This window comes from Amycolatopsis sp. NPDC004772 (genome assembly GCF_053601215.1).
Window position 1 is genome coordinate 49,500 of sequence record NZ_JBSGBK010000010.1, and the last position, 21,084, is coordinate 70,583.

The following is a 21,084-nucleotide window of genomic DNA, read 5'->3' on the forward strand; positions in this document are numbered from 1 at the left end:
GCGCAGGTCGAAATCATCGAAGTATTGTCGCCTGCGATTTGATCGATGCTGGTCGAATGCCGGTGAATCACCCACCGTATCTTGACCGGTACGCAACTCGCCTGCGATAGTCGTCCCACTCCCGTTCACGCCGCAGCAGCGGCGAATAGTCGTCGAAACGATTCGACAAAGAGTCAACCGGGAAAGGACGAATCGATGCACAACGTGGTGCGTTCCCTGCTCGTCTCATTCACCGCGGCCGCCGTCGTGGCCACCACCGCCGGCGTGGCCGAAGCGGCCACTTGGTCGTCTTCGGACAAGTGGGCGACCTGGTCCAACGGCGGCTACACCGTCCGCAACGACGTCTGGGGCGGTGGCGCCGGCCCGCAGACGATCTGGGCGAACTCCTACAGCAACTGGGGGGTGTGGGCCGACCACCCGAACACGGGCGGGGTCAAGTCGTACCCCCACTCGGCGAAGAACGTCGGCCGGACGCTCGGTTCGCTGCGCCAGGTGTCCAGCAGTTTCAACGTGAGCCGCCCGGGCAGCGGGGCGTACGAGACCGCCTATGACATCTGGGCGAACAACAACGCGTACGAAATCATGTTGTGGGTCAACAAGCAGGGCGCGGTCGGCCCGATCGGAACCAAGCAGACGACGGTGAGCGTCGGCGGCCACACGTGGGACGTCTACAAGGGATCGAACGGTTCGAACGCGGTGTTCTCGTTCCTGCGCACGTCGAACACGAACGCCGGAACGGTGGACGTGCTGGCGGTGCTGAACTGGATCAAGGCCCGCGGCTGGTTCGGGGACGTGACCCTGGGCGAGGTGCAGTTCGGCTTCGAGATCACCTCGGCCTCGGGTGGCTTGAACTTCGCGTCCAACAGCTATTCCGTGTCAGCCTCCTGAGGCCGCAGCGCGTCGACTTCTCCGTCGATCCCGGCTGGTGTCGGGTCCGGGCCGCGAGGCCCGGCCCGGTGTCAGCCGGTGTCGTGGTTGGCTGTGAATCGTTCGTCGCGGCGCAGTCGACCGTTTTGAGGGACTGCTTCATTCGAAAAGTCTGGTCTGGTTCTCTAATTGTCGACGTTTTGGTCAATGTTGAAGGTATCGTGGCGAAGACGCAGAGTTTGCCGACAAGAAGTGGATTTGCATGGCATCCCCTGCGGGGCGCTTATGTGCGGCAATGTGGACCAGGTGCTACGGTTCGCGTTTATTGCAGATGAACCCTGCTATTGATATGTCGAAATACTGGCAGGGTGGTTCTGGTGTGCGGTGTGTATTCTTCTGTGTGCTAGCTCGTCGGGTGGTGTCCCTTGCGCATCTCCGCTGTGGCTTACTCAAAGGCGTAGTGTATGGTACTAGCATAAAGTGATATGTCATTCTCTAGGTACTCATGAGGGCTTGCATGGCAACTGGAAGAGTGCGTCGATCCGGACGAATCGGTCGTCGTGCCAGTATTAGACTGGCGCCGCCGAGGCGAAAACCGTTCACTGACAAGGCTCGCTCGAAACTGAGTTGGGACCGCTTTGTGATAGCGTTACCAGGCCTTGCTGCAACAATTGCATTGTTTTTCACTGCTGAATCTCTCGACGCCACGCGATCTCAGTTGGGGCTGGCGGAACAAGGTCAGGTTGCCGACAGGTTCAAGAACGCGATGGAGCAACTGGGGGCTAAGGAAGCGCCGACCAGGCTGGGTGGAATCTACGGACTCGAGAGATTAATGTTGGATTCCCCGCGTGACTTTGCAACGATCGTACAGGTATTATCTGCATATGTTCGCGAGCGGGCGCCCGTTTCGAGCTGTGAGCAGCACGAGGCGCCGGCCACCGATATTCAGGCCGCAATAACGGTTCTCGCACGGCGTGGTGAGCCGCCTGAGAAGATGCAGTATCCGATCGATCTTCGCAATACCTGCCTTCGTGGGATCGACTTCAGTGGAGGCTGGTCATTCGCGAGCGTAAGTAACCGTCGAGGCGAAGTAGATCCGTCTGTTGCCAAGCGCGATAAGGATCGTGATGGCGTCTTTGAGGCACAAAATATCGCTGACTTCCGAGAAGTGATCTCAACAGGTTCCGATCTGTCGAGTGCGTATCTCCAAAATACGCTGCTGGACGGGGCTGTAGTGAACGGAGCTCGATTTACCAGGAGTAGTTTTGCGCTGGGCAAGCTTGGCTCTGGAATGCGCGGCGACTTGGTTGTCCTTGACGGAAAATCTATGACGATTGAAAGTATGAGGAAAATGATCGGCTAGGTGTCGCCGAGTCGGGGCTGGAACGCCGCTGCCGTGGGGGAACTTGTTCGCACGCCGGTAGCGTGTTTGATGCGGTGCGGAACTTCATCGGTGCAGTCGGGCTGTTCGCGTCCGGGCGGAAGGCGGGGAGCCTGGGCAGTGTGCCGGGGGACCTGTGGGTGTGTTCGGGATTGGCACTCTGGTGCTCGAGGTGGAGCGGCTCCTGTTGAAGGCGGAGGATCTGGCGGATCTTGCAGTCGGCCGCCCTGATCCACGTGACGGACACTGCAGCTGGTCACCGGTCCGCCCGCAGCGCGTCGACGATCAGGTCGAGCAGCCGCCCGGTCCGCTCCGGGTCGGAGTCGTCCACTGTGGACAAGAAGGCCCCGAGCAGCAGCACCGTCACATCCTCCGGATCGGCGTCGGCGCGAAGTGTGCCCTCCTTCGCTCCGGCGTCGAGGATGGAGCCGATCGCGGCGGTGATTCGCTGCCGGGTCGCCGGCGTCGCAATCCGCCCCGACGCGACACTGGCCCGGAACGCATCTCCCATTCCCCGTTTGGTGGCCACGAACGCCGCATACCGGTCCATCCACGCCCGAAGCGCGTGCTCGGGTGAGAACGCTTCGAGCAACGCCGGTGCACTTCCCGTGACGTCGTCGAGTTCCGCGGCATAAACGGCTTCGACGAGCGCCTCGCGTGTCGGGAAGTGCCGGTAGAGCGTCCCGATCCCGACGCCGGCCTCCCGGGCGACGGCTTCGAGGGCGACGGGCCCGGTGGCGAAGGCGGCCCGGGCGACCGCGACGAGCTTGTCCCGGTTGCGGCGCGCGTCGGAACGCACGGGCCGGGCAGGGTCGGGCGAAGGCAAAGCGGAGGCACCTCCGGTTGTGCTACGGTCGGCTTTAGCGGAGGCTCCTCCGCTTAGTCATCATCGCACAAGGACGGGGACACCCATGCCATCTCCCGAACGCGGCGCGCTCGCCGGCCGCACCGTCTGCCGCGTCGGCTACGGGGCGATGCAGCTCGAGCGCCTGCACGACGACCGCGCGGCGGCCGTCGCCCTGCTGCGCCACGCCATCGACCTCGGCGTCGACCACGTCGACACGGCCCAGTTCTACGGCAGCGGCTTCGTCAACGACGTCCTCCGTGAGGCCCTCGGATCCGGTGACGACGTGCTGATCGCCACCAAGGTCGGCGCCGACCCGGACCCCGGCGGCCCGATCCCGCTCCGCCTCGCGCAACGCCCGGAAGAGCTGCGCGCGAGCGTCGAGGACAACCTCCGCGCGCTCGGGCTCGACCGGATCCCGCTGGTCAACCTGCGCCGCGGCGACCGGCGGCCCGGCCTGGTCGCCGAGGGCGAGCAGCTCGTCGACCTCGACGACCAGCTCGCCGTGCTGACGGCCCTGCGCGACGAGGGCAAGATCGGCGCGCTCGGGCTCAGCGCGGTGACCTCGGACGTCCTGCGCCGCGCGCTCCCGGCCGGGATCGCCTGCGTGCAGAACGCCTACAGCCTGGTCGGCCGCGAGGACGAGGACATGCTCGAGCTGTGCGTCGCGGAGAACATCGCCTGGGTGCCGTTTTTCCCGCTGGGCGGCGCGTTCCCCGGCCTGCCGAAGGTGACCGACGAGCCCGCGGTGCAGGCGGCCGCGCAGGCCCTGGGCCGCACGCCGGCGCAGGTCGGCCTGGCGTGGCTGCTGCACCGCGCCCCGAACGTCCACCTCATCCCGGGCACCGCGAGCGCGACGCACCTCGAAGCCAACCTCGCCGCCGCGGACGTCACCCTCGACGCCGAGACACTGGCCGCGCTCGACGCGATCCCGGTCCGCCCGATGGACGCCAGTCTCCTTTGAGAGCCGGTCTCACTCCCGCGCCGGGGCGCCCCTCAAGGCCGTCGCGGTCAAGGTGAGGTGCCGGGTGAGGGCCTCGGTCGCGGCGTCGGTGTCGCGGGCCAGCGCCGCCTGTTCCAGCAGGGCGTGCTCGGCCAGGTGGTCGCGACCCGGGGTGTGGTGGGCCGACCAGCGGCGGGCCAGCTCGCTCGCCGTCCACATCCGGTCGAACGTCTCCAGGAGCACCGGGTTGCCGCAGCCCTCCAGCAGGGTGCGGTGGAAGATCCGGTGGGCCTCGGCCCATTCGGCGCTGTAGTGGCGGCCTTCGCCGGGGGAGGTGCGGGCCAGCCGGTGGTGCGTGGCCCGGACCCGGGCTTCCCAGGCGAGGTCGCCGCGCTCGAGGGACAGGCGCAGCACGAGCGGTTCGACCGTCCGGCGGGCCTCGGCGACTTCCTGCCAGCGGCGGTCGGAAACCGCCGGGACCGCGAAGCCGCGGTTGGGCAGGCGGTCGGCGAGGCCTTCGCCGACCAGCCGCACGAGCGCCTCGCGCACGACGGCCAGGCTCACGCCGCGGTCCTGGGCCAGGTCCTGCGGTTTGAGGGCTTCGCCGGGGGAGTACTGCCCGCGCATGATCGCGTCCCGCAGGTGCGCGTGGACCTGCTCGGACAGCATCTGCCGCCCCGGTGGGGCCGTCTCGGTCACCCGGTCAGCATAGACGATCGGTCAGATAATCGATTATTGGTGCTATGGTCGATGGTGACCACGTTCCGACCGGGAGACAAGTGATCCGATGAACGACCCGTTCGCCCGCCTGCCCGCGGTGGCTTCCTTCACCGTCACCAGCACCACGATCGCCGATAGCGCCGCCCTGCCGCCCGAGCACCGGTCCGGGCCGGACGTTTCACCGCAGCTGTCCTGGAGCGGCGCTCCGGTGGGCACGAAGAGCTACGCCGTCACCGTCTACGATCCCGACGCACCGACCGGCTCGGGGTTCTGGCACTGGGCGGTCGCCGACATCCCCGCCACGGTCACCGAGCTGCCCGAAGGCGCCGGCGACGCGGCGGGTTCGGGTCTCCCGGAAGGTGCTTTCCAGCTCCCGGGCGACACGCGCGAAGCCCGCTTCGTCGGCGCGGCCCCGCCGGCCGGCCACGGCCCGCACCGCTACTTCTTCGTGGTGCACGCCCTCGACGTCGCCTCGATCGGTGTCGCGGCCGACGCCACCCCGGCCGTGCTCGGCTTCACCATGGCCGGGCACGTCCTCGGCCGTGCGGTCCTGACCGCCACGGCGGAAACCCCCGGCGCCGAACGCCTCGAGGTTTCCCGGTTCGTCCCGGCGCCCGCCGGCGCCGTCTTCGCGGTCCTGACCGACCCGCAAGGGCACGTGGACATCGACGCGTCGGGCATGCTCATGGCCGCCGAAGGGGAACCGGTGCGGCAGGCGGGCGACCGGTTCCTGGTGCACATGGACCGGGACGCGCTCGGGGATGTGCCCCTCGGCAAGTACGACGTCGAGGTGGTCATCACCAAGCTCGTCCCGGGCGAGGAGATCGCCTGGACCGTCGAAGGCCGGACCGGGACGCACGTCCGCCACCTCTACGGCTACCGGCTGGAGCCGGCCGAGGGCGGTACCCGCGTCACGTCCTACTACGACTGGTCGGAGATCGGCGAGGAGTGGAAGCGGCGCCTCACCTTCCCGGTGGTGCCCGCGTCCGCTCTCAAGGCCACCCTCGGCATCCTCGAACGCACCGTCCGCCGGCGCATGGCCGGAAGCTAGCCGAACGACTGGATCACGCCACCCGGCGTACGTTGGGGACATGTACACCGTGGCGGTGCTGGCCCTCGACGACGTGATCGCGTTCGATCTGGCCACCCCGATCGAGACGCTCGGGCGGGTCCGGCTGCCGGACGGCCGGGGCGGTTACCGGCTCGTCGTCGCCGGGCCGGACCCGGTGGTCGGGGCCGGCCCGCTGCGGCTCACCGTCGAGACCGGGCTCGACGAGGTGGCGCACGCCGACCTCGTGGTCGTCCCCGGGCGGAACGACCCGGACCGGCCGGTCCCGGACGGCGTGGTGGAGTTCCTGCGGGCCGCGGTGGCGCGCGGCACGCGGGTCGCCTCGATCTGCGTCGGCGCGTTCACCCTCGCCGAGGCCGGCCTGCTCGACGGCCGGCGGGCGACCACGCACTGGCTCGCCACCGACGAGCTGGCCCGCCGGTACCCGGCCGTCGAGGTCGACCCGGACGCGCTCTACGTCGACAACGGCCAGACCCTGACGTCCGCGGGCGCGTCGGCCGGCCTGGACATGTGCCTGCACATCGTCGAGCGCGACTACGGCGCCGCGGTCGCCGCCGACGCCGCCCGGCTGGCGGTCGCGCCGCTGCAGCGCACGGGCGGACAGGGGCAGTACATCCTGCGCAACCGCCCGACGTCCCGGACCGCGACGCTGGAGAAGGCCCTCGGCTGGATCGAGGAGAACGCCCACCGCCCGCTCACGCTGGCCGACATCGCCGACGCGGCGGGCATGAGCACGCGCACGCTGACCCGGCACTTCCACGCGCAGACCGGGCAGAGCCCGATCCAGTGGCTGACCGGGGTGCGGATCCGGCACGCCCAGGAGCTGCTGGAGCTGACCGACCACACGATCGACCGGATCGCCGGGCAGGTGGGGTTCCCCTCGCCGAGCAACTTCCGGGTGCAGTTCGCGCAGACGGTGCGGGTCAGCCCGAGCGCGTACCGGAAGACGTTCCGGTCGCGGTGACCGGCGGGGTGCGGCCGGCCGCACCCCGCCGGGATCAGGCCGGGTACTCGGCCGCGACGTCGATGATCCAGGTGACGCCGAAGCGGTCGGTCAGCATCCCGAACGCCGGCGCCCACGGGGCCGGGCCGAACTCCTCGATCACCGTGGCTCCTTCGGCGAGGCCCTTCCACACCGGCGAGACCTCGTCCACCGTCGTCCCGCGGACGGACAGGAAGAACTTCTCCTTCGTGATCGTGGTGCCGTTCGAGCGGTGAGTGGCGGGTGCGGCCGGCGCCGGGCCGTCGGTGCCCGGGACGTCGTAGGCCATCACGCTGAAGCCGGTGTCCGCGGTGACCTGGCCGAACACCACCTTGGCCGCGTCGGGCAGCTCGGCGGGCATCCCGAAGTCGCCGTAGGTGACGATCGTGGCCTGGCCGCCGAAGACCGACCGGTAGAACTCCAGGGCTTCGCGGGCCTGGCCGGTGAAGTTGAGGTGGGCGACAGCGCTGAGCGACATGGTTGGTCCTTTTCGTGGGTGATCCGTCGAGAGCCACGCTGTCAGCAGTAGCGGTCAGGGAACGTCCGCTTCTCGTGGCACCATGAAAGTCGTGCCGGTCGCTTCCTCGACGGCGACCTCGGGTCGCCTGCTCTCGCTGCTGTCCCTGCTGCAGGCCCGCCGGGACTGGCCGGGCGCGCTGCTCGCCGGCCGGCTGGGCGTCAGCGAACGGACCGTGCGCCGGGACGTCGACCGGCTGCGCGAACTCGGCTATCCCGTCCAGGCGGTCAAGGGGCCCGAGGGCGGCTACCGGCTCGAAGCCGGCAGCCGGATGCCGCCGCTGCTGTTCGACGAGGAGCAGGCGGTCGCCCTCGCCGTGGCGCTGCGGATCGCCGTCCAAACCGGGGCGGGCATCGAGGAAGCCGCCGCGCGGGCGCTGGCGACGGTGCGGCAGGTGATGCCGTCCCGGCTGCGGCAGCGCGTCGACGTGCTGGAGATCGCCGCGGCCGGCGGCGGCACCGTCCAGGTGGACACGGCCGTCCTGCTCGCGCTGAGCTCGGCGATCCGGGCCACCGAGGAGATCCGGTTCGACTACGAGACACCGTCGCGGCCGCCGGACGGCACGCCGCGGCGGGTGCAGCCGCACCACCTCGTCGTCCGAAGTGGACGGTGGTACCTGCTCGGGTGGGACGCCGTCCGGGCGGACTGGCGGACCTACCGCGTCGACCGGATGACGCTGCGGGTGCCGAACGGGCCGCGGTTCGTCCCGCGGGAGGTGCCCGGCGGCGACGTCGCGCGGTTCCTTTCCGCCCGGTTCAAGGGCTCCGGCACCGACGCCTGGCCGTGCCGGGGCGAGGTGGTCCTCGACCGGCCGGTGGCCGGCGTGGCGCCGTTCGCCGGCGACGGTGTGGCCGAGGAAGCCGCGCCCGGGAAGACCCGGCTCGTCACCGGATCCTGGTCGTGGGCGGCGCTCGCCGCCGGCCTGCTGCGGTTCGACTGCGAGATCGAGGTGGTGGGGCCGCCGGAACTGCGGGCGGCCTTCGCCGACCTGGCCGGCCGGGCCACCCGCGCGGCGGACCCCGGCTGACCGCGGCTCACCCCGCCGGCGGCAGGAAACCCACGGTCAGCAGGAGATTCGCGTAAAGGCGGTCGTCGCCGGTGGCGATGCACAGGGCCACCTCGGGCTCGCGGCACGTGCGGTAGAACTCGAACCTTTCCACCGGCCGCATCGGCAGTTCCGGGCCGAGCAGCCGTTCGTAGCCCCGCCAGCACGCGGGTGCGTCGCCGCCGTCCGGGAGCATCGCCGTCACCGATTCGACCGGGATCGCGGTCAGCAGCGGCTCGAGGACGTCGTCGACCGTGACCAGCCCGGGCCGCAGGTTCAGGTGGATCAGCTCGGCGCCGGGCGAGACGTTGGTCGCGTGCGCGTAGTTGGCGTCGGCGATGAGGATGCGGGAACCGTGGCCGGTCGCCGCGACGGCGCGCAGCAGCGGGGGGTGGATCAGCGGGTAGCGCAGCATCGGTCAGTCCCGTTCGTGGTTGAGCCCGCCGGAGCGGAAGGGGGCGACGGTGGCCTCGGCGAACCCCAGCGCCCGCACGGCCTCGAGCAGCCGCGGGTCGTCGTGGAGCCGGGTGGCCACGGCGGGGTCGAGTTCGATCCGGGCGGTGCCGCCGAGGTCGCGGACCCGGACGTCGTGGGAGTGCAGGCCACGCCGGGACAGGGCCGCACGCACCGCCGATTCCGCCTGCTCCACCCGGGCCAGCGTGGCCGTGGTGATCGGGATGCCGTACCGGACCCGGCTCGCCAGGCAGGGGGCCGCCGGTTTGTCCGCCCAGGCCAGTCCCCAGTGCCGGGCGATCGCCCGGACGTCCTCTTTGGACAGACCGAGGGTGCGCAGCGGGGTGTGCACGCCGAGTTCGTCGCCCGCGCGGATGCCGGGGCGGAACGGGTCGGCCGCGTCGTCGGCGTTGGTGCCGGTGACCAGCGCCGGAAACCCGTGAGCGGACGCCACTTCGGCGATCGTGGTGAGCACGGTGGTCTTGCAGAAGTAGCAGCGCCGTCGCCCGTTGGCCGCGTAGCCGGGCTCGGCCAGTTCGGCGGTCGGCGGGGTGAGGTGCCGGACCCCGAGCTCGGCCGCGATCCGCCGCGCGGCGGCCAGTTCCACCGCGGCCAGGCTGGCCGAGTCCGCCGTCACGGCAAGGACGTCCGCCGGGCCGAGGGCGCGGACGGCGGACGCGAGGACCAGCGCCGAGTCGGCGCCGCCGGAGAAGGCGACCGCGAGCCGGCCGAGCCCGGCCAGGTGGCTGACGAGCCGCGTGCCGTCCATCAGCGTCCCGCGGCGATCGTCGCGACGACCCGGGCCGGGAGCCCGAGTTCGCGGGCGGCGGCCACGACGTCGTCGTGCTCGGGCTTCGCGCCGTGTGGCCCGCGCTTGCGGCGCACCGGTATGCCGAGGACGTCGACCGTTTCGGTTTCCCGGGCCAGCGCGGTGCGGCGGACCGGGTATTCGCGGACGCCGAGGCTGCCGGTCTCGGCGAGCACCAGGTCCGCGAGCCGAGGGGCGTGGTCCGGCTCGGCGAGCACGTGCAGGACGTGGGCGGGCCGGCCCTTCTTCATGGTCACCGGGCTGATCCACGCGTCGAGCGCGCCGGCCGCCAGTAGCTCGCCGACGACGTGCCCGAGCACTTCGCCGGTGACGTCGTCGAGGTTCGTCTCCAGCACCACCAGCGTGCGGGGCCCGGCGCCGACCGGCTCGCCGAGGTGCACGACCGCGATGTTCGGCCGGTCCGGCAGCGACCGGGTGCCGGCGCCGTAGCCGGTGGCCAGCAGCCGGGACTCCGGCGGTGGCTCGAAGCGGGCCTCGACGGCCTTCAGCAGCGCGGCCGCGGTGGGCGTGACCGTCTCGCCGTCGAGGTCGCTCCCGACCGTCCGCGCGCCCGCCAGCAGCGCCGCGGTCGCGGGGGCGGGGCAGGGGAGGATCCCGTGCGCGGTGCGGACGGTGCCGGTGCCGAGGGGCAGCGCGCCACAGTACACAGTGGACACTTCCAGGGCGTCCAGTGCGGCGCAGACGCCGATGACGTCGACCAGCGTGTCGTGCCCGCCGAGTTCGTGGAGGTGGACGCGCCGGGGATCTTCCCCGTGCAGCCGGCCTTCGACCTCGGCGATCGCCCGCACCGCGGCGACCGCCCGGTCCGCGACCGGCGCGGGCTCGACCCGCCCGGCCATGGCGATCAGCTCGGCCGCCGAACGGCTCGTGGCCTCGTCGGTGACGTCGACGAGCGCGCGGGCCGCCATCAGCCCGTGGGTGAGCAGGGACTGGACGCGCAGCTCCCACCCGGTCAGCCCGCTGGAGGCGACGGCGGAGCGGATGCGCTCGAGCGGCGCGCCGGCGTCGACCAGGGCGGCCAGCAGCATGTCCCCGGCCAAGCCGGTGAACGGCGAGATGACGCAGATCGTCACCGGGTCCTCCGCAGCACCTGGGCGAGCCGGAAAGCGGCCATCGCCGCGCCGAACCCGGAGTCGATGTTGACGACGGTGATGCCCGCCGCGCAGGAGGCGTGCATGGCCAGCAACGCCGTGACGCCTTCGAGGCCGGCGCCGTACCCGGTGGAGGTCGGGACGGCGATCACGGGGCCGGCGACCAGCCCGCCGACGGCCGAAGCCAGCGCGCCCTCCATGCCCGCGACGACGATGATCGCGTCCGCCTCGTGCAGCCGGTCGCGCTCGGCGAGCAGGCGGTGGATGCCGGCGACCCCGACGTCGGTGACCGTCCGCACCGTGAGGCCGATGGCCGCGGCGACTTCCGCGGCTTCCTCGGCGACCGGGCCGTCCGACGTCCCGGCCGCGGCCACCGCGACGGTGAACGCGGTCGCGGTGGCCGGGCGCCAGACCAGGAGCCGTGCGCCGGGGGAGTAGCGGCCGCCGGGGACTTCGGCGAGCACCGCACCGGCCGGCTCGGCTTCGACGCGGGTCACCAGCACCGGACCCGTGTTGTGCGCGATCAGCGTCCGCACGATGGCCGCGATCTGCGCCGGGGTTTTCCCCGGCCCGTACACGACTTCCGGAAGTCCTTGCCGCCGTTCGCGGTCGAGGTCGACGCGCGCGAACCCGAGGTCGGCCGCACTCATGCCAGGTACGGGATGGTCAGGGGACCTTCGGGGAGGACGCAGGCCCGCGCGCCCGGCCCGGCCCGGTCGAGCGCCTCGGCCACGGTCGCCGCGATGTCGGTGGTCCGGGTCAGGTGGGCCGTCGCGAGGTCGGCCTCGGTCAGGAAGTCGGTGTGCACCACGACCCGGCAGTCGTCCTGGATCTTCGCCTGGATCTGCACCTGCCACTGGTCGGGCACGGTCACCGGGCGGGCCGCGATCTCCGCGAGCAGCGCGGCCGGGGAACTCGCCGAAGCGAGGACTTCCCGGTAGGAGCCGTGGTCGGGGAAGCCGTCCCGGCACTCCGCGGCGCAGACGATCGTGCCGCCCGGCCGGGTGATCCGGTGGGCCGCCGACATCCCTTTGACGGCCTGGTAGAGGTTCTGGTCGAGGGGGTAGCCGGAGTTGGTGGTCACCACGACGTCGAACGGCGCCGGCACCGGCCGCATGGCGACGTCGCGGGCGGCGCGGGTCGCGGCCGCGTGCATTTCGAGGAGGTCGCCGCCGAAGGCGCCGATGACCGCCTTGTCGCGGTTGAGGATGACGTCGAAGGCGAAGGTGACGCCGGTGGCCGCGGCGATCGCGCGGACGTCGTCGTGCACGGGGTTGCCTTCGGTGATGCCCCAGGTGGCGTTGGCGTGCCCGATCCGGCGGGCGTCGTGCAGCACCAGCACGGTCTCCAGGGCCGCCAGCCCCGGCGCGACGAGCTTGGGGCCGCCCGAAAAGCCGGCGAAGAAGTGCGGTTCGACGAACCCGGTGGTGATCTTCACGTCCGCGGCGGCCCACTCGCTGTTCAGCCACACCGGGACGTCGTCGCCGTGACGCCCGAGCCAGGTGAGGCTCGCGCGGTCGCGGGCGTCGTGGTTGACGATCCGGACGGTGTCGACGACTTCGTCGCCGAACATCGCGCGCAGCTCGGTGTCGGTGTTGCCGCGGTGGGTGCCGGTGGCGACCAGGATGACGACGTCCTCGAGGCGGACGACGCCGTCGAGTTCGGCGAGGATGGCGGGGATCATCAGTTCGCGCGGCTGCGGCCGGGTGCCGTCGCACGCGGAGATCGCGACCGTCTGCCCCGGCCGCACCCGCTCCCGCAACGGCGGCCCGGCGACCGGTTCGCGCAACGCGCGGCGCAGCAGCACGTCCGCGGGCTCGGTGACCGGGTGGTGCACCGGCGTCACCACGGTGGTGACCGCCGGGTCGATGGTCAGGTCGAGGCCGGTTTCCCCGTAGGCGAGCCGGACTCTCATGACGCCAGCCCGTACACGCGGGTCGCGGTCCCGCCGCGGACGGCGTCCTGCTCGGCCGTTGTCAAACCGTCGAGCAAGCTCTCGGCCGTGTCCATGACCTCCGCGTACGTGCCCGCGAGCAGGCACACCGGCCAGTCGGACCCGAGCATCAGCCGGTCGGGGCCGAACGCGGTGAGCGCGGTGTCCGTGTACGGCCGCAGATCCTCGGCCCGCCACGGCCGGCCGGCTTCGGTCACCAGACCGGACAGCTTGGCGACGACGTTGGGTTCCCGGGCCAGGGTGGCCAGCTCGCTCGCCCAGGGTTCCAGGTCCCCGCTCGCGATCGGCGGTTTCGCGAGGTGGTCCAGGACGAAGGTGAGATCCGGCAGGGCCCGGACCGCCGCGGTGGCCGCCGGGAGCTGCTGGGGCAGCACGAGCAGGTCGTACGCCAGCCCGGCGTCCCGCACCGCCGCCAGCCCGGCCAGGACGTCGTCGCGTTCGAGCCAGCGCGGGTCGGGCTCGGCCTGGACGAGGTGGCGGATACCGGTCAGCAGCTCGCCGCCCGGGGCCGACCGCAGCCGTTCGAGGTCCCGAGCGGGCGAATCGGTGAGGTCGAGCCAGCCGACCACGCCGGCGATGAGCGGCTCCGCGGCCGCGATCGCGAGGAATTCGACCGACTCCTCGAGATCCGGCAGGACCTGGACGAGCACGGTCGCGTCGATCCCCGCGGCGGCCGCGCGCAGGTCCGCCGGGGTGAAGTCGCGGCGGAGGGCCGCGGTGCCGTCGCCGTCCAGCCACGCGTGCCGGCGGACGGAGGTCTGCCACAGGTGGTGGTGCGCGTCGACGCGCCGGCCGGTCACGCCCGGCCGATCCGGTGGTGCTGGCGGCCGAGGCCGTCGATCTCCACGGTGACTTCGTCCCCTTCGGACAGATAGGGGAAGTCGTTGGCACCGAAGGCGACTCCGGCCGGCGTGCCGGTGTTCACGACGTCGCCCGGTTCGAGCACCATGAACTGGCTGAGGTACCAGACGAGGTGGCGGACGTCGAAGAGCATGTTCTTCGTGGTGCCGTCCTGGCGCGGCTGCCCGTTGACGCCCAGCCGCAGGGCGAGGTCCTGCGGGTCGCCGGCCTCGTCCGGGGTGACCAGCCACGGGCCGAGCGGGTTGAACGTCTCGCAGGACTTGCCCTTGGTCCACTGGCCGCCGCGTTCGTGCTGGAACTCGCGTTCGCTGACGTCGTTCGAGACGGCGTACCCGGCGATGACCGCGTCGGCTTCCTCCGGCGACGACAGGTACCGCGCGCGCCCGCCGAGCACGACGGCGAGTTCGACCTCGTAGTCGGTGCGCGTGCTGGTGCGCGGGATGAGCACGGAGTCGTCCGGGCCGACGATCGTGTTGGTGGCCTTGAGGAACACCACCGGCTCCGCGGGCGGTTCGGCCCCGGTTTCCGCGGCGTGGTCGGAGTAGTTCAGCCCGATGCAGACGAGCAGGCCGGGCCGGGCCACCGGGGCGCCGATGCGCAGGCCCGCCGAATCCAGGAGCGGCAGTGTGCCTTCGCGCAACGCCGTCCGGGCCCGGGCGACGCCGTCGGCGGCGAAGAAGGCGCCGTCGACGTCCGGGGTCAGCGCACGCAGGTCCCGCGCCGCACCGGTTGCGTCGAGGACGACGGGGATCTCGCGGCCGGGGTCGCCGAGGCGTTGGAAGCGCATGGCCGGGGACGGTAGCAGACATATGATGTCTTGTTCAAAGCTTCGGCCAGTCATCATATGTAAAAGTGCGGAAAGTAGTCAGTAACTACTCAGAGTCCAAGTTATTGCCGTGTTACGGATCGACTCTGGACATTCCGTGAGCCGACGCGTAGCCATACATATGTTGTCTGCCCCGAAGGAGAGGTGGCCCCGTTGGCCGAAGTGATCAGCGCCATCGACGCCGTGGACGTGCGCTTCCCGACTTCGCTGAGCCTGGACGGGTCCGACGCGATGAACCCGGAACCCGACTATTCGGCGGCGTACGTGACCATCCGCACGAGTGCCGGCGACGAGGGCTACGGGCTCGCCTTCACCGTCGGCCGCGGCAACGACGTCGAGGTCGCCGCGGTCCGGGCGCTCGTGCCCCTGGTCATCGGGATGCCGGTGGCCGACGCGCTCGCCGACCTCGGCGTGTTCTCCCGCCGGCTCACCGGGGACAGCCAGCTGCGGTGGCTGGGCCCGGACAAGGGCGCGATCCACATGGCCGCCGCCGCGATCGTCAACGCGGCCTGGGATCTGCGCGCCCGCCGCGAAGGCAAGCCGGTCTGGCGCCTGCTCGCCGAGATGCCCCCGGAAGAGCTGGTCGGTCTCGTCGACTTCCGGTACCTCCAGGACGCCCTGACCCGCGACGAAGCCCTCGACATCCTCCGCCGCGCCGAACCCGGCCGCGCGGCCCGCCAGGCCGAACTCCTGGAGTCCGGTTTTCCCGCCTACACCACGACTCCCGGCTGGCTCGGGTACTCGCCGGAGAAGCTGGCGGCCCTCTCCAAGGAGGCGGTCGAGGACGGCTTCACCCAGATCAAGCTCAAGGTCGGGGCCGACCTCGACGAAGACGTCCGCCGGCTGCGGCTCGCGCGGGACGTCGTCGGCCCGGACGTCCGGATCGCCATCGACGCCAACCAGGCCTGGGGCGTCGGGCAGGCCATCGAATGGCTGCGCCCGCTCGCCGAGTTCGACCCGTACTGGATCGAGGAGCCGACCTCGCCCGACGACGTGCTCGGCCACGCGGCCATCCGCCGGGCCGTCGCGCCGATCAAGGTGGCCACCGGCGAGCACACACACAACGCGGTGATGTTCAAGCAGCTGCTGCAGGCGGAGGCGATCGACGTCCTCCAGCTCGACGCCAGCCGGGTCGCCGGGGTCACCGAGAACATCGCGATCCTGTTGCTGGCCGCGAAGTTCGGCGTCCCGGTGTGTCCGCACGCCGGCGGGGTCGGGCTGTGCGAAATGGTCCAGCACCTGTCGATGTTCGACTTCGTCGCGGTGAGCGGGACCCAGCAGGACCGGGTCATCGAGTACGTGGACCACCTGCACGAGCACTTCGTCGACCCGGTGCGGATCGAGCGCGGCCGCTACCTGGCCCCGCGCGAGCCGGGTCTCGGGGCGCGGCTGCACGCGGAATCCGTGGCGCAGTACCGGTTCCCCGACGGCCCGGTCTGGCAGCGGGACGCGGTGGTGGTCGCGTGAGCGGCGGGGAGTTCGACGGCGTCCGGGCGGTCGTGACCGGCGGCGCGTCCGGGATCGGGCTCGCCACCGCGCGGATGCTGGCCGGGCGCGGCGCCCGGGTCGTCTGCCTCGACCTCAACGACCGGGTCGGGGAACCGTTGACGGGGGTGCGGGCCGACGTCTCGGACGACGGCTCGGTCCGGGCCGCGGTCGCCGCCGCGGTCGAGCACCTCGGCGGCCTGGACGTCCTGGTCAACAACGCCGGGATCGGGGCGCAGGGCACGGTCTCCGACAACGACGACGCCGAGTGGCACCGCGTCTTCGACGTCAACGTCGTGGGCATGGTGCGAGTGACCCGCGCGGCGCTGCCGCACCTGCGGGAGTCGGCCGCGGCGGCGATCGTGAACACCTGCTCGATCGCGGCCACCGCCGGGCTGCCGCAACGAGCGCTCTACAGCGCCACGAAGGGCGCGGTCCTCGCGCTCACCCGCGCGATGGCCGCCGACCACCTGGCCGAAGGCATCCGCGTGTGCTGCGTCAACCCCGGCACCGCGCACACCCCGTGGATCGACCGGCTGCTCTCGCAAGCCGACGATCCCGAGGCCGAGCTGGCGGCGCTCGCCGCGCGCCAGCCCACCGGCCGGCTCGTCACCGCCGACGAGGTCGCCGCGGCGATCTGCTACCTGGCCGGCCCGCAGTCCGGCGCCACCACCGGCACCGATCTCGCCGTGGACGGCGGGATGTCCGGCCTCCGTCTCCGCCCGAAACCTGTCAACGAGGAGAGGTCATGAAGTTCCCGCACCTGCGCGCCGCCGTCGTCGTCACCGCCGGCGTCCTGACCGCGGCCGCACTGGCCGGCTGCAGCGGCGGCGGCACGACCGCCGCTTCGGGCGGCAAGACCGTCGTCGGCGTCGACTACCCCCGCTCGGACACCGACTTCTGGAACGCCTACATCAAGTACGTGCCCCAGTTCGCCGGGCAGTTCGGGCTCGACCTCAAGACCACCAACTCGCAGAACGACGTCGCCAACCTGACGGCCAACGTGCAGACGATGATCAGCCAGGGCGTCAAGGGCGTGGTGATGGCCCCGCAGGACACCGCGGCGATCATCCCGACCCTGCAGCAGCTCGCGACCAAGAAGATCCCGGTCGTCTCCGTCGACACCCGGCCCGACCACGGCAACGTCTACATGGTCGTGCGGGCCGACAACCGCGCGTACGGCGAGAAGGCCTGCCAGTTCCTCGGCACCAAGCTCGGCGGCCAGGGCAAGGTCGTGATGCTGCAGGGCGACCTCGCCTCGATCAACGGCCGCGACCGCACCGAAGCCTTCAACGACTGCATGAAGAAGAACTTCCCGGGCATCACGGTGTTCGGCGAGGCGACGAACTGGGACGCCAACACCGCCGCCCAGAAGCTGCAGACCCGGCTGACCGCGAACCCGGACATCAAGGGCGTCTACATGCAGTCCAGCTTCGCCCTGTCCGGCACGCTGCAGCTGCTGAAGCAGCGTGGCCTGGCGGTCCCGGCGAGCGACCCGAAGCACGTGTTCATCGTGTCCAACGACGGTATCCCCGAGGAGCTCGCCAAGATCCGGGCCGGCGAAATGGACGCGACCGTGTCCCAGCCCGCGGACCTGTTCGCCAAGTACGCCCTGCAGTACGTCAAGGACGCCATCGACGGGAAGACGCCGGCCGCGGGCAAGACCGACCACGACAGCACCATCATCCAGGTCCGCGAGGGCCTGATGGAGGACCAGCTGGCCGCACCGCTGGTCACCGCGGACGGTGCCACCTTCGGGCCGGTGAGCAGCGTCAAGGTCGACGACCAGTCCCTGTGGGGCAACAGCAAGAGCTGATCCGGTTGGCGAGAGGAAGCGAACATGAGCACCGTGCCGGTCGTCGAGGCGCACGGGGTGGTCAAGCGCTACGGCGCCACCGTGGCGCTCGACCACGCCGACCTGACCGTCCTACCCGGACAGACGCACGCGCTGGTCGGCCGCAACGGGGCCGGCAAGTCGACCCTGGTGTCCGTCCTCACCGGACTGACCGAGCCGGATGCCGGGACCGTGCGGCTGGACGGGGAGCCGGCCCCGGCCCTGGCCGACCGGGACGCCTGGCGGTCCCGGGTGGCCTGCGTGTACCAGCGGTCGACGATCATCCCCGAGCTGTCGGTGGCGGAGAACCTGTTCCTCAACCGGCAGGAGACCCGCGGCGGGTTCGTCCGCTGGGCCGCGCTGCGCCGCTCGGCCGCCGAGCTGCTGGAACGCTGGTCGGTGGACGTCGACGTGCACCGGCCGGCCCGGGAGCTGAGCGTGGAGCAGCGGCAGTTCGTGGAGATCGCGCGGGCCCTGTCGTTCGGCGCCCGGTTCGTCATCCTCGACGAGCCGACCGCGCAGCTCGACGGGGCCGCCATCACCCGGCTGTTCGGGCACGTCGCCGAGCTGCAGCGGCAAGGCGTCACCTTCCTGTTCATCAGCCACCACCTGCAGGAGGTCTACGAAATCTGCGACACGGTGACGGTGTACCGGGACGCCCGGCACGTCCTCACCGCGCCGGTCGCCGAGCTGCCGAAGGCCGACCTCGTCGCGGCGATGACCGGCGAGAACGCGGTCACGGTGCAGGAACGCGCGTCCTCGGTCCGGCACGGCGACGAACCCGTCCTCCGCGTGGACGACCTGAGCCTCGCCCCGTTCTTCGAGGACGTGTCGTTCGACGTCGCCCCGGGCGAGATCGTCGGGCTGGCCGGGTCGGGGGGCAGCGGCAAGACCGAGCTGGCCGAGGCACTGGCCGGGCTGCGCAAACCCACGTCCGGCACGGTCTTCGTCACCGACCGGCGGCCGCGGCCCGGCGACGTCCCGTCCGCGCTGGCCGCCGGGGTCGGATTCGTCCCGGAAGACCGGCACCACCAGGGTTTCGTGCCGGAGATGTCCATTGCGGACAACACGACGATGAGCGTCATGGACCGGCTCGGTCCCGGCATCTTCGTCCGGTCGGGCCTGCGTGACCGGCTCGCCGGGAAGATGATCGACCGGCTGGCGGTGAAGACGCCGGGCCCGGAGCTGCCGGTGTCCGCGCTGTCCGGAGGCAACCAGCAGAAGGTCGTGATGGCCCGTGCCCTAGCGGGCGACCCCCGGCTGCTGGTGCTGATCACGCCCACCGCCGGGGTCGACGTCCGGTCGAAGGAGTTCCTCCTGGGCAAGGTCGCGGAGGCCGCCGCGGCGGGCACCGCGGTGCTGATCGCCTCGGACGAACTCGACGACCTGCGCCTGTGCGACCGGCTGCTGGTCGTGGTGCACGGCCGGCTCACCACCGAAATGCCCGCAGGCTGGCAGGACCGCGAGGTCGTGGCCGCCATGGAAGGAGTCGACCTCGATGCCTGAAAGCCCCGCCGCGGTGGGCGCCCCGCCGCGGACCGGACCGGCCGCCGCGCCCCGGCGCATCGCCCTGGCCCGCCTGCGCGACTTCGCGCTGGTGCCCGGGATCATCGCGATCGCCGTCGTCGGCCAGCTGGTGAACCCGGTGTTCCTCCAGTACGACAACGTGATCAACATCCTGCAGACGATGTCCGAGATCGCCCTGCTGGTGCTCGCCCAGACGATGGTCCTGGTCGTCGGCAAGATGGACCTCTCGCTGGAATCGACGTTCGGGCTCGCGCCCGGCGTGGCGGCCTGGCTGACGATCACCGGCGGTCATTCGCTCGGGCTGCTGCCGTCCTGGACCGGGGTCCCCATCGTGCTCCTCGTCGGGGTCGTGGTCGGTGCCCTCAACGCCCTGCTGATCGTCCGGTTCGGGCTGAGCGGGTTCGTCGTCACCCTCGGCATGCTGATCGTGCTGCGCGGCCTGCTCACCGGGATCTCCGGCGGCCAGACGTTCTTCGGCATGTCCGACTCGATGCTCTACCTCGGGACGACGCTGTGGGCCGGGATCCCGGCGTCGATCTGGATCTGCGTCCTGCTGTTCGCGGGCGGGATCGTCCTGCTCGGCTACACCCGGTTCGGCCGCAGCCTCTACGCGATCGGCGGGAACGAGGACGCGGCGAAGGCCGCGGGCATCCGGACCGACCGGATCGTGTGGATCGTCCTGATCGGCGCCAGCGTGCTGGCCGCGCTCGGCGGGCTGCTGCTCTCGGGCCGGCTGGCGTCGGTGGCCGCGGCGCAGGGCAACGGCTACATCTTCACGGTGTTCGCCGCCGCGGTGATCGGCGGCGTGAGCCTGAACGGCGGCCGCGGCACGCTCTTCGGCGCGTTCACCGGCATCCTGCTGCTGTACATGATCCAGAACGTGCTGACCCTGGCCGGCGTGCCCGCCCAGTGGATCGGTGCGCTCAACGGCGCGATCATCCTCATCGCGCTGGTGATGTCCCGCATCACCAGCGGCAAGCGGCAGACCTGATGGCGGACCTCGGCCTGGGCACCGCGGGCCTGGGCAACGTCTTCGGGGAGGTCGGCGCCGAAGCCGCCGCGGAGATCGTCACCGCGGCGGCCGGCGCCGGGGTGCGTTCCTTCGACACCGCGCCGTACTACGGCTTCGGGCTGGCCGAGCGCCGGCTCGGCCGGGCGCTTCCCGCGGGCCCGTTCGTGGTGTCGACGAAGGTGGGCCGGACGCTCATCGACGGTGGCTGCCGCTTCGACTTCTCCGCGGACGCCGTCCGCCGGGGGCTCGAGGGCAGTCTCGACCGCCTGGGCCGCGACCGCGTCGACGTCGTCTACCTGCACGACCCCGACGACCACGAGGAGCAGGCCGCGACCGAGGCGTGGCCGGAACTGTGCCGGCTGCGCGACGAAGGCGTGGTCTCCGCGATCGGCGTCGGGATGAACCAGTGGCAGATGCCCGCCCGGTTCGTCGAACGGCTCGACGTCGACGTCGTCCTGCTCGCCGGCCGGTACACCTTGCTCGACCGCGGTGGTGAGCGCCTGCTCGACCTCTGCGGCGAACGCGGGGTGGACGTCGTGCTCGGCGGGGTGTTCAACTCCGGTCTGCTCATCGACCCCCGGCCGGGTGCCTGGTTCGACTACGCCCCGGCGCCGGCCGACCTGCTGGGCCGCGCGCAGCGCATGCGCGACGTCGCCGCGTCGGCGGGGTACGACCTGGCCGCGTGCGCGCTCGCGTTCGCCGCCGCGCACCCGGCCGTCACCTCCGTCCTGGTCGGCGCCACGAGCGCCGGACAGGTGCGGGCGAACCTCGCCGCCTTCCGCCGCGAGGTCCCGCCGGAGCTGTTGTCCCGATTGGTTTCCTGTTAACTCCCCGTCACCCCTGG

The 21,084-nt window shown here is 71.4% G+C and carries 22 protein-coding genes; 12 read left to right on the forward strand and 10 right to left on the reverse strand.

Translation table 11 applies throughout. The annotated features are described in order from the left end of the window. Positions 1–195: 195 nt before the first annotated feature. Complete coding sequence (locus ACWEF6_RS09090) at positions 196–888, forward strand: glycoside hydrolase family 12 protein (protein ID WP_449682400.1); 693 nt, start codon at positions 196–198, stop codon at positions 886–888. A gap of 619 nt (positions 889–1,507) precedes the next feature. Continuing rightward, on the forward strand, positions 1,508–2,230 hold the full coding sequence (locus ACWEF6_RS09095; RefSeq protein ID WP_449682401.1) for a pentapeptide repeat-containing protein: 723 nt from the start codon (positions 1,508–1,510) through the stop codon (positions 2,228–2,230). Positions 2,231–2,504: 274 nt separating this feature from the next. Here ACWEF6_RS09095 and ACWEF6_RS09100 read toward each other — a convergent pair whose 3' ends face one another. Next, the gene (locus ACWEF6_RS09100; RefSeq protein ID WP_449682402.1) at positions 2,505–3,074 is read right to left on the reverse strand and encodes a TetR/AcrR family transcriptional regulator; all 570 of its coding nucleotides are present in this window, start codon (positions 3,072–3,074) and stop codon (positions 2,505–2,507) included. Between the two features lie 85 nt (positions 3,075–3,159). Between ACWEF6_RS09100 and ACWEF6_RS09105 the strand changes: the two genes are divergently transcribed. Then, positions 3,160–4,056, forward strand: a complete 897-nt coding sequence (locus ACWEF6_RS09105; RefSeq protein ID WP_449682403.1) for an aldo/keto reductase — start codon at positions 3,160–3,162, stop codon at positions 4,054–4,056. A gap of 9 nt (positions 4,057–4,065) precedes the next feature. Here ACWEF6_RS09105 and ACWEF6_RS09110 read toward each other — a convergent pair whose 3' ends face one another. Then, positions 4,066–4,704: a GntR family transcriptional regulator gene (locus tag ACWEF6_RS09110; protein ID WP_449682470.1), complete on the reverse strand. Its 639-nt coding sequence runs from the start codon at positions 4,702–4,704 to the stop codon at positions 4,066–4,068. Positions 4,705–4,822: 118 nt separating this feature from the next. Here ACWEF6_RS09110 and ACWEF6_RS09115 point away from each other — a divergent pair, with 118 nt between their 5' ends. After that, positions 4,823–5,806, forward strand: a complete 984-nt coding sequence (locus ACWEF6_RS09115) for a YbhB/YbcL family Raf kinase inhibitor-like protein (RefSeq protein ID WP_449682404.1) — start codon at positions 4,823–4,825, stop codon at positions 5,804–5,806. A gap of 40 nt (positions 5,807–5,846) precedes the next feature. Then, positions 5,847–6,788, forward strand: coding sequence for a GlxA family transcriptional regulator (locus ACWEF6_RS09120; RefSeq protein WP_449682405.1), 942 nt, complete (start codon positions 5,847–5,849; stop codon positions 6,786–6,788). A 34-nt stretch (positions 6,789–6,822) separates the two neighbouring features. Here the strand turns inward: ACWEF6_RS09120 and ACWEF6_RS09125 are convergent, their stop codons facing one another. Continuing rightward, entirely contained in the window at positions 6,823–7,284 is a 462-nt protein-coding gene (locus ACWEF6_RS09125; RefSeq protein ID WP_449682406.1) for a VOC family protein, read from the reverse strand. A 91-nt stretch (positions 7,285–7,375) separates the two neighbouring features. Here ACWEF6_RS09125 and ACWEF6_RS09130 point away from each other — a divergent pair, with 91 nt between their 5' ends. Then, positions 7,376–8,350: a helix-turn-helix transcriptional regulator gene (locus ACWEF6_RS09130; RefSeq protein ID WP_449682471.1), complete on the forward strand. Its 975-nt coding sequence runs from the start codon at positions 7,376–7,378 to the stop codon at positions 8,348–8,350. 7 nt (positions 8,351–8,357) lie between these two features. Here ACWEF6_RS09130 and ACWEF6_RS09135 read toward each other — a convergent pair whose 3' ends face one another. The 7 genes from ACWEF6_RS09135 to ACWEF6_RS09165 are packed head-to-tail and all read right to left on the reverse strand — an operon-like array spanning position 8,358 to position 14,343. Then, positions 8,358–8,783 carry an RbsD/FucU family protein gene (locus tag ACWEF6_RS09135; protein WP_449682407.1) on the reverse strand — a complete coding sequence of 142 codons (426 nt, stop codon included), beginning with the start codon at positions 8,781–8,783 and terminating at the stop codon, positions 8,358–8,360. A gap of 3 nt (positions 8,784–8,786) precedes the next feature. Further along, on the reverse strand, positions 8,787–9,590 hold the full coding sequence (gene larE, locus ACWEF6_RS09140; RefSeq protein ID WP_449682408.1) for an ATP-dependent sacrificial sulfur transferase LarE: 804 nt from the start codon (positions 9,588–9,590) through the stop codon (positions 8,787–8,789). Continuing rightward, positions 9,590–10,723 carry a nickel pincer cofactor biosynthesis protein LarC gene (gene larC, locus ACWEF6_RS09145; RefSeq protein ID WP_449682409.1) on the reverse strand — a complete coding sequence of 378 codons (1,134 nt, stop codon included), beginning with the start codon at positions 10,721–10,723 and terminating at the stop codon, positions 9,590–9,592. Before larC ends, larE begins: the two co-directional genes overlap by 1 nt. Further along, complete coding sequence (larB, locus tag ACWEF6_RS09150; RefSeq protein ID WP_449682410.1) at positions 10,720–11,391, reverse strand: nickel pincer cofactor biosynthesis protein LarB; 672 nt, start codon at positions 11,389–11,391, stop codon at positions 10,720–10,722. The genes larC and larB overlap by 4 nt, the downstream gene beginning before the upstream one ends. Beyond that, complete coding sequence (gene larA, locus ACWEF6_RS09155) at positions 11,388–12,656, reverse strand: nickel-dependent lactate racemase (protein ID WP_449682411.1); 1,269 nt, start codon at positions 12,654–12,656, stop codon at positions 11,388–11,390. The genes larB and larA overlap by 4 nt, the downstream gene beginning before the upstream one ends. Beyond that, positions 12,653–13,495: an amidohydrolase family protein gene (locus tag ACWEF6_RS09160; protein WP_449682412.1), complete on the reverse strand. Its 843-nt coding sequence runs from the start codon at positions 13,493–13,495 to the stop codon at positions 12,653–12,655. The genes larA and ACWEF6_RS09160 overlap by 4 nt, the downstream gene beginning before the upstream one ends. Next, on the reverse strand, positions 13,492–14,343 hold the full coding sequence (locus tag ACWEF6_RS09165; RefSeq protein WP_449682413.1) for a fumarylacetoacetate hydrolase family protein: 852 nt from the start codon (positions 14,341–14,343) through the stop codon (positions 13,492–13,494). The genes ACWEF6_RS09160 and ACWEF6_RS09165 overlap by 4 nt, the downstream gene beginning before the upstream one ends. Positions 14,344–14,526: 183 nt before the next feature. On the opposite strand from ACWEF6_RS09165, the gene ACWEF6_RS09170 reads away from it, so the two are divergent. From ACWEF6_RS09170 to ACWEF6_RS09195, 6 genes are read left to right on the forward strand one after another with little or no spacing between them, the layout of a single operon-like run. Then, positions 14,527–15,849: an enolase C-terminal domain-like protein gene (locus ACWEF6_RS09170; protein ID WP_449682414.1), complete on the forward strand. Its 1,323-nt coding sequence runs from the start codon at positions 14,527–14,529 to the stop codon at positions 15,847–15,849. Further along, a complete protein-coding gene (locus ACWEF6_RS09175) occupies positions 15,846–16,619 on the forward strand; it encodes an SDR family NAD(P)-dependent oxidoreductase (RefSeq protein ID WP_449682415.1) in 774 nt (257 codons plus the stop codon). Before ACWEF6_RS09170 ends, ACWEF6_RS09175 begins: the two co-directional genes overlap by 4 nt. Next, entirely contained in the window at positions 16,616–17,683 is a 1,068-nt protein-coding gene (locus ACWEF6_RS09180) for a sugar ABC transporter substrate-binding protein (RefSeq protein WP_449682416.1), read from the forward strand. The genes ACWEF6_RS09175 and ACWEF6_RS09180 overlap by 4 nt, the downstream gene beginning before the upstream one ends. A gap of 24 nt (positions 17,684–17,707) precedes the next feature. Next, positions 17,708–19,207, forward strand: a complete 1,500-nt coding sequence (locus ACWEF6_RS09185; RefSeq protein WP_449682417.1) for a sugar ABC transporter ATP-binding protein — start codon at positions 17,708–17,710, stop codon at positions 19,205–19,207. Next, on the forward strand, positions 19,200–20,219 hold the full coding sequence (locus tag ACWEF6_RS09190; protein ID WP_310976876.1) for an ABC transporter permease: 1,020 nt from the start codon (positions 19,200–19,202) through the stop codon (positions 20,217–20,219). Before ACWEF6_RS09185 ends, ACWEF6_RS09190 begins: the two co-directional genes overlap by 8 nt. Beyond that, positions 20,219–21,067 carry an aldo/keto reductase gene (locus tag ACWEF6_RS09195; RefSeq protein ID WP_449682418.1) on the forward strand — a complete coding sequence of 283 codons (849 nt, stop codon included), beginning with the start codon at positions 20,219–20,221 and terminating at the stop codon, positions 21,065–21,067. Before ACWEF6_RS09190 ends, ACWEF6_RS09195 begins: the two co-directional genes overlap by 1 nt. Positions 21,068–21,084: the final 17 nt, after the last annotated feature.

Bases quoted from the DNA above. Each gene is read 5' to 3' on its own strand.
- ACWEF6_RS09135 (WP_449682407.1), bottom strand. From the start codon at position 8,783: ATGCTGCGCTACCCGCTGATCCACCCCCCGCTGCTGCGCGCCGTCGCG.
- ACWEF6_RS09190 (WP_310976876.1), top strand. From the start codon at position 19,200: ATGCCTGAAAGCCCCGCCGCGGTGGGCGCCCCGCCGCGGACCGGACCG.
- ACWEF6_RS09120 (WP_449682405.1), top strand. From the start codon at position 5,847: ATGTACACCGTGGCGGTGCTGGCCCTCGACGACGTGATCGCGTTCGAT.
- ACWEF6_RS09165 (WP_449682413.1), bottom strand. From the start codon at position 14,343: ATGCGCTTCCAACGCCTCGGCGACCCCGGCCGCGAGATCCCCGTCGTC.
- larA (WP_449682411.1), bottom strand. From the start codon at position 12,656: ATGAGAGTCCGGCTCGCCTACGGGGAAACCGGCCTCGACCTGACCATC.
- larE (WP_449682408.1), bottom strand. From the start codon at position 9,590: ATGGACGGCACGCGGCTCGTCAGCCACCTGGCCGGGCTCGGCCGGCTC.
- ACWEF6_RS09180 (WP_449682416.1), top strand. From the start codon at position 16,616: ATGAAGTTCCCGCACCTGCGCGCCGCCGTCGTCGTCACCGCCGGCGTC.
- larB (WP_449682410.1), bottom strand. From the start codon at position 11,391: ATGAGTGCGGCCGACCTCGGGTTCGCGCGCGTCGACCTCGACCGCGAA.
- ACWEF6_RS09115 (WP_449682404.1), top strand. From the start codon at position 4,823: ATGAACGACCCGTTCGCCCGCCTGCCCGCGGTGGCTTCCTTCACCGTC.
- ACWEF6_RS09090 (WP_449682400.1), top strand. From the start codon at position 196: ATGCACAACGTGGTGCGTTCCCTGCTCGTCTCATTCACCGCGGCCGCC.
- ACWEF6_RS09125 (WP_449682406.1), bottom strand. From the start codon at position 7,284: ATGTCGCTCAGCGCTGTCGCCCACCTCAACTTCACCGGCCAGGCCCGC.
- ACWEF6_RS09185 (WP_449682417.1), top strand. From the start codon at position 17,708: ATGAGCACCGTGCCGGTCGTCGAGGCGCACGGGGTGGTCAAGCGCTAC.
- ACWEF6_RS09110 (WP_449682470.1), bottom strand. From the start codon at position 4,704: ATGCTGTCCGAGCAGGTCCACGCGCACCTGCGGGACGCGATCATGCGC.
- ACWEF6_RS09105 (WP_449682403.1), top strand. From the start codon at position 3,160: ATGCCATCTCCCGAACGCGGCGCGCTCGCCGGCCGCACCGTCTGCCGC.
- ACWEF6_RS09195 (WP_449682418.1), top strand. From the start codon at position 20,219: ATGGCGGACCTCGGCCTGGGCACCGCGGGCCTGGGCAACGTCTTCGGG.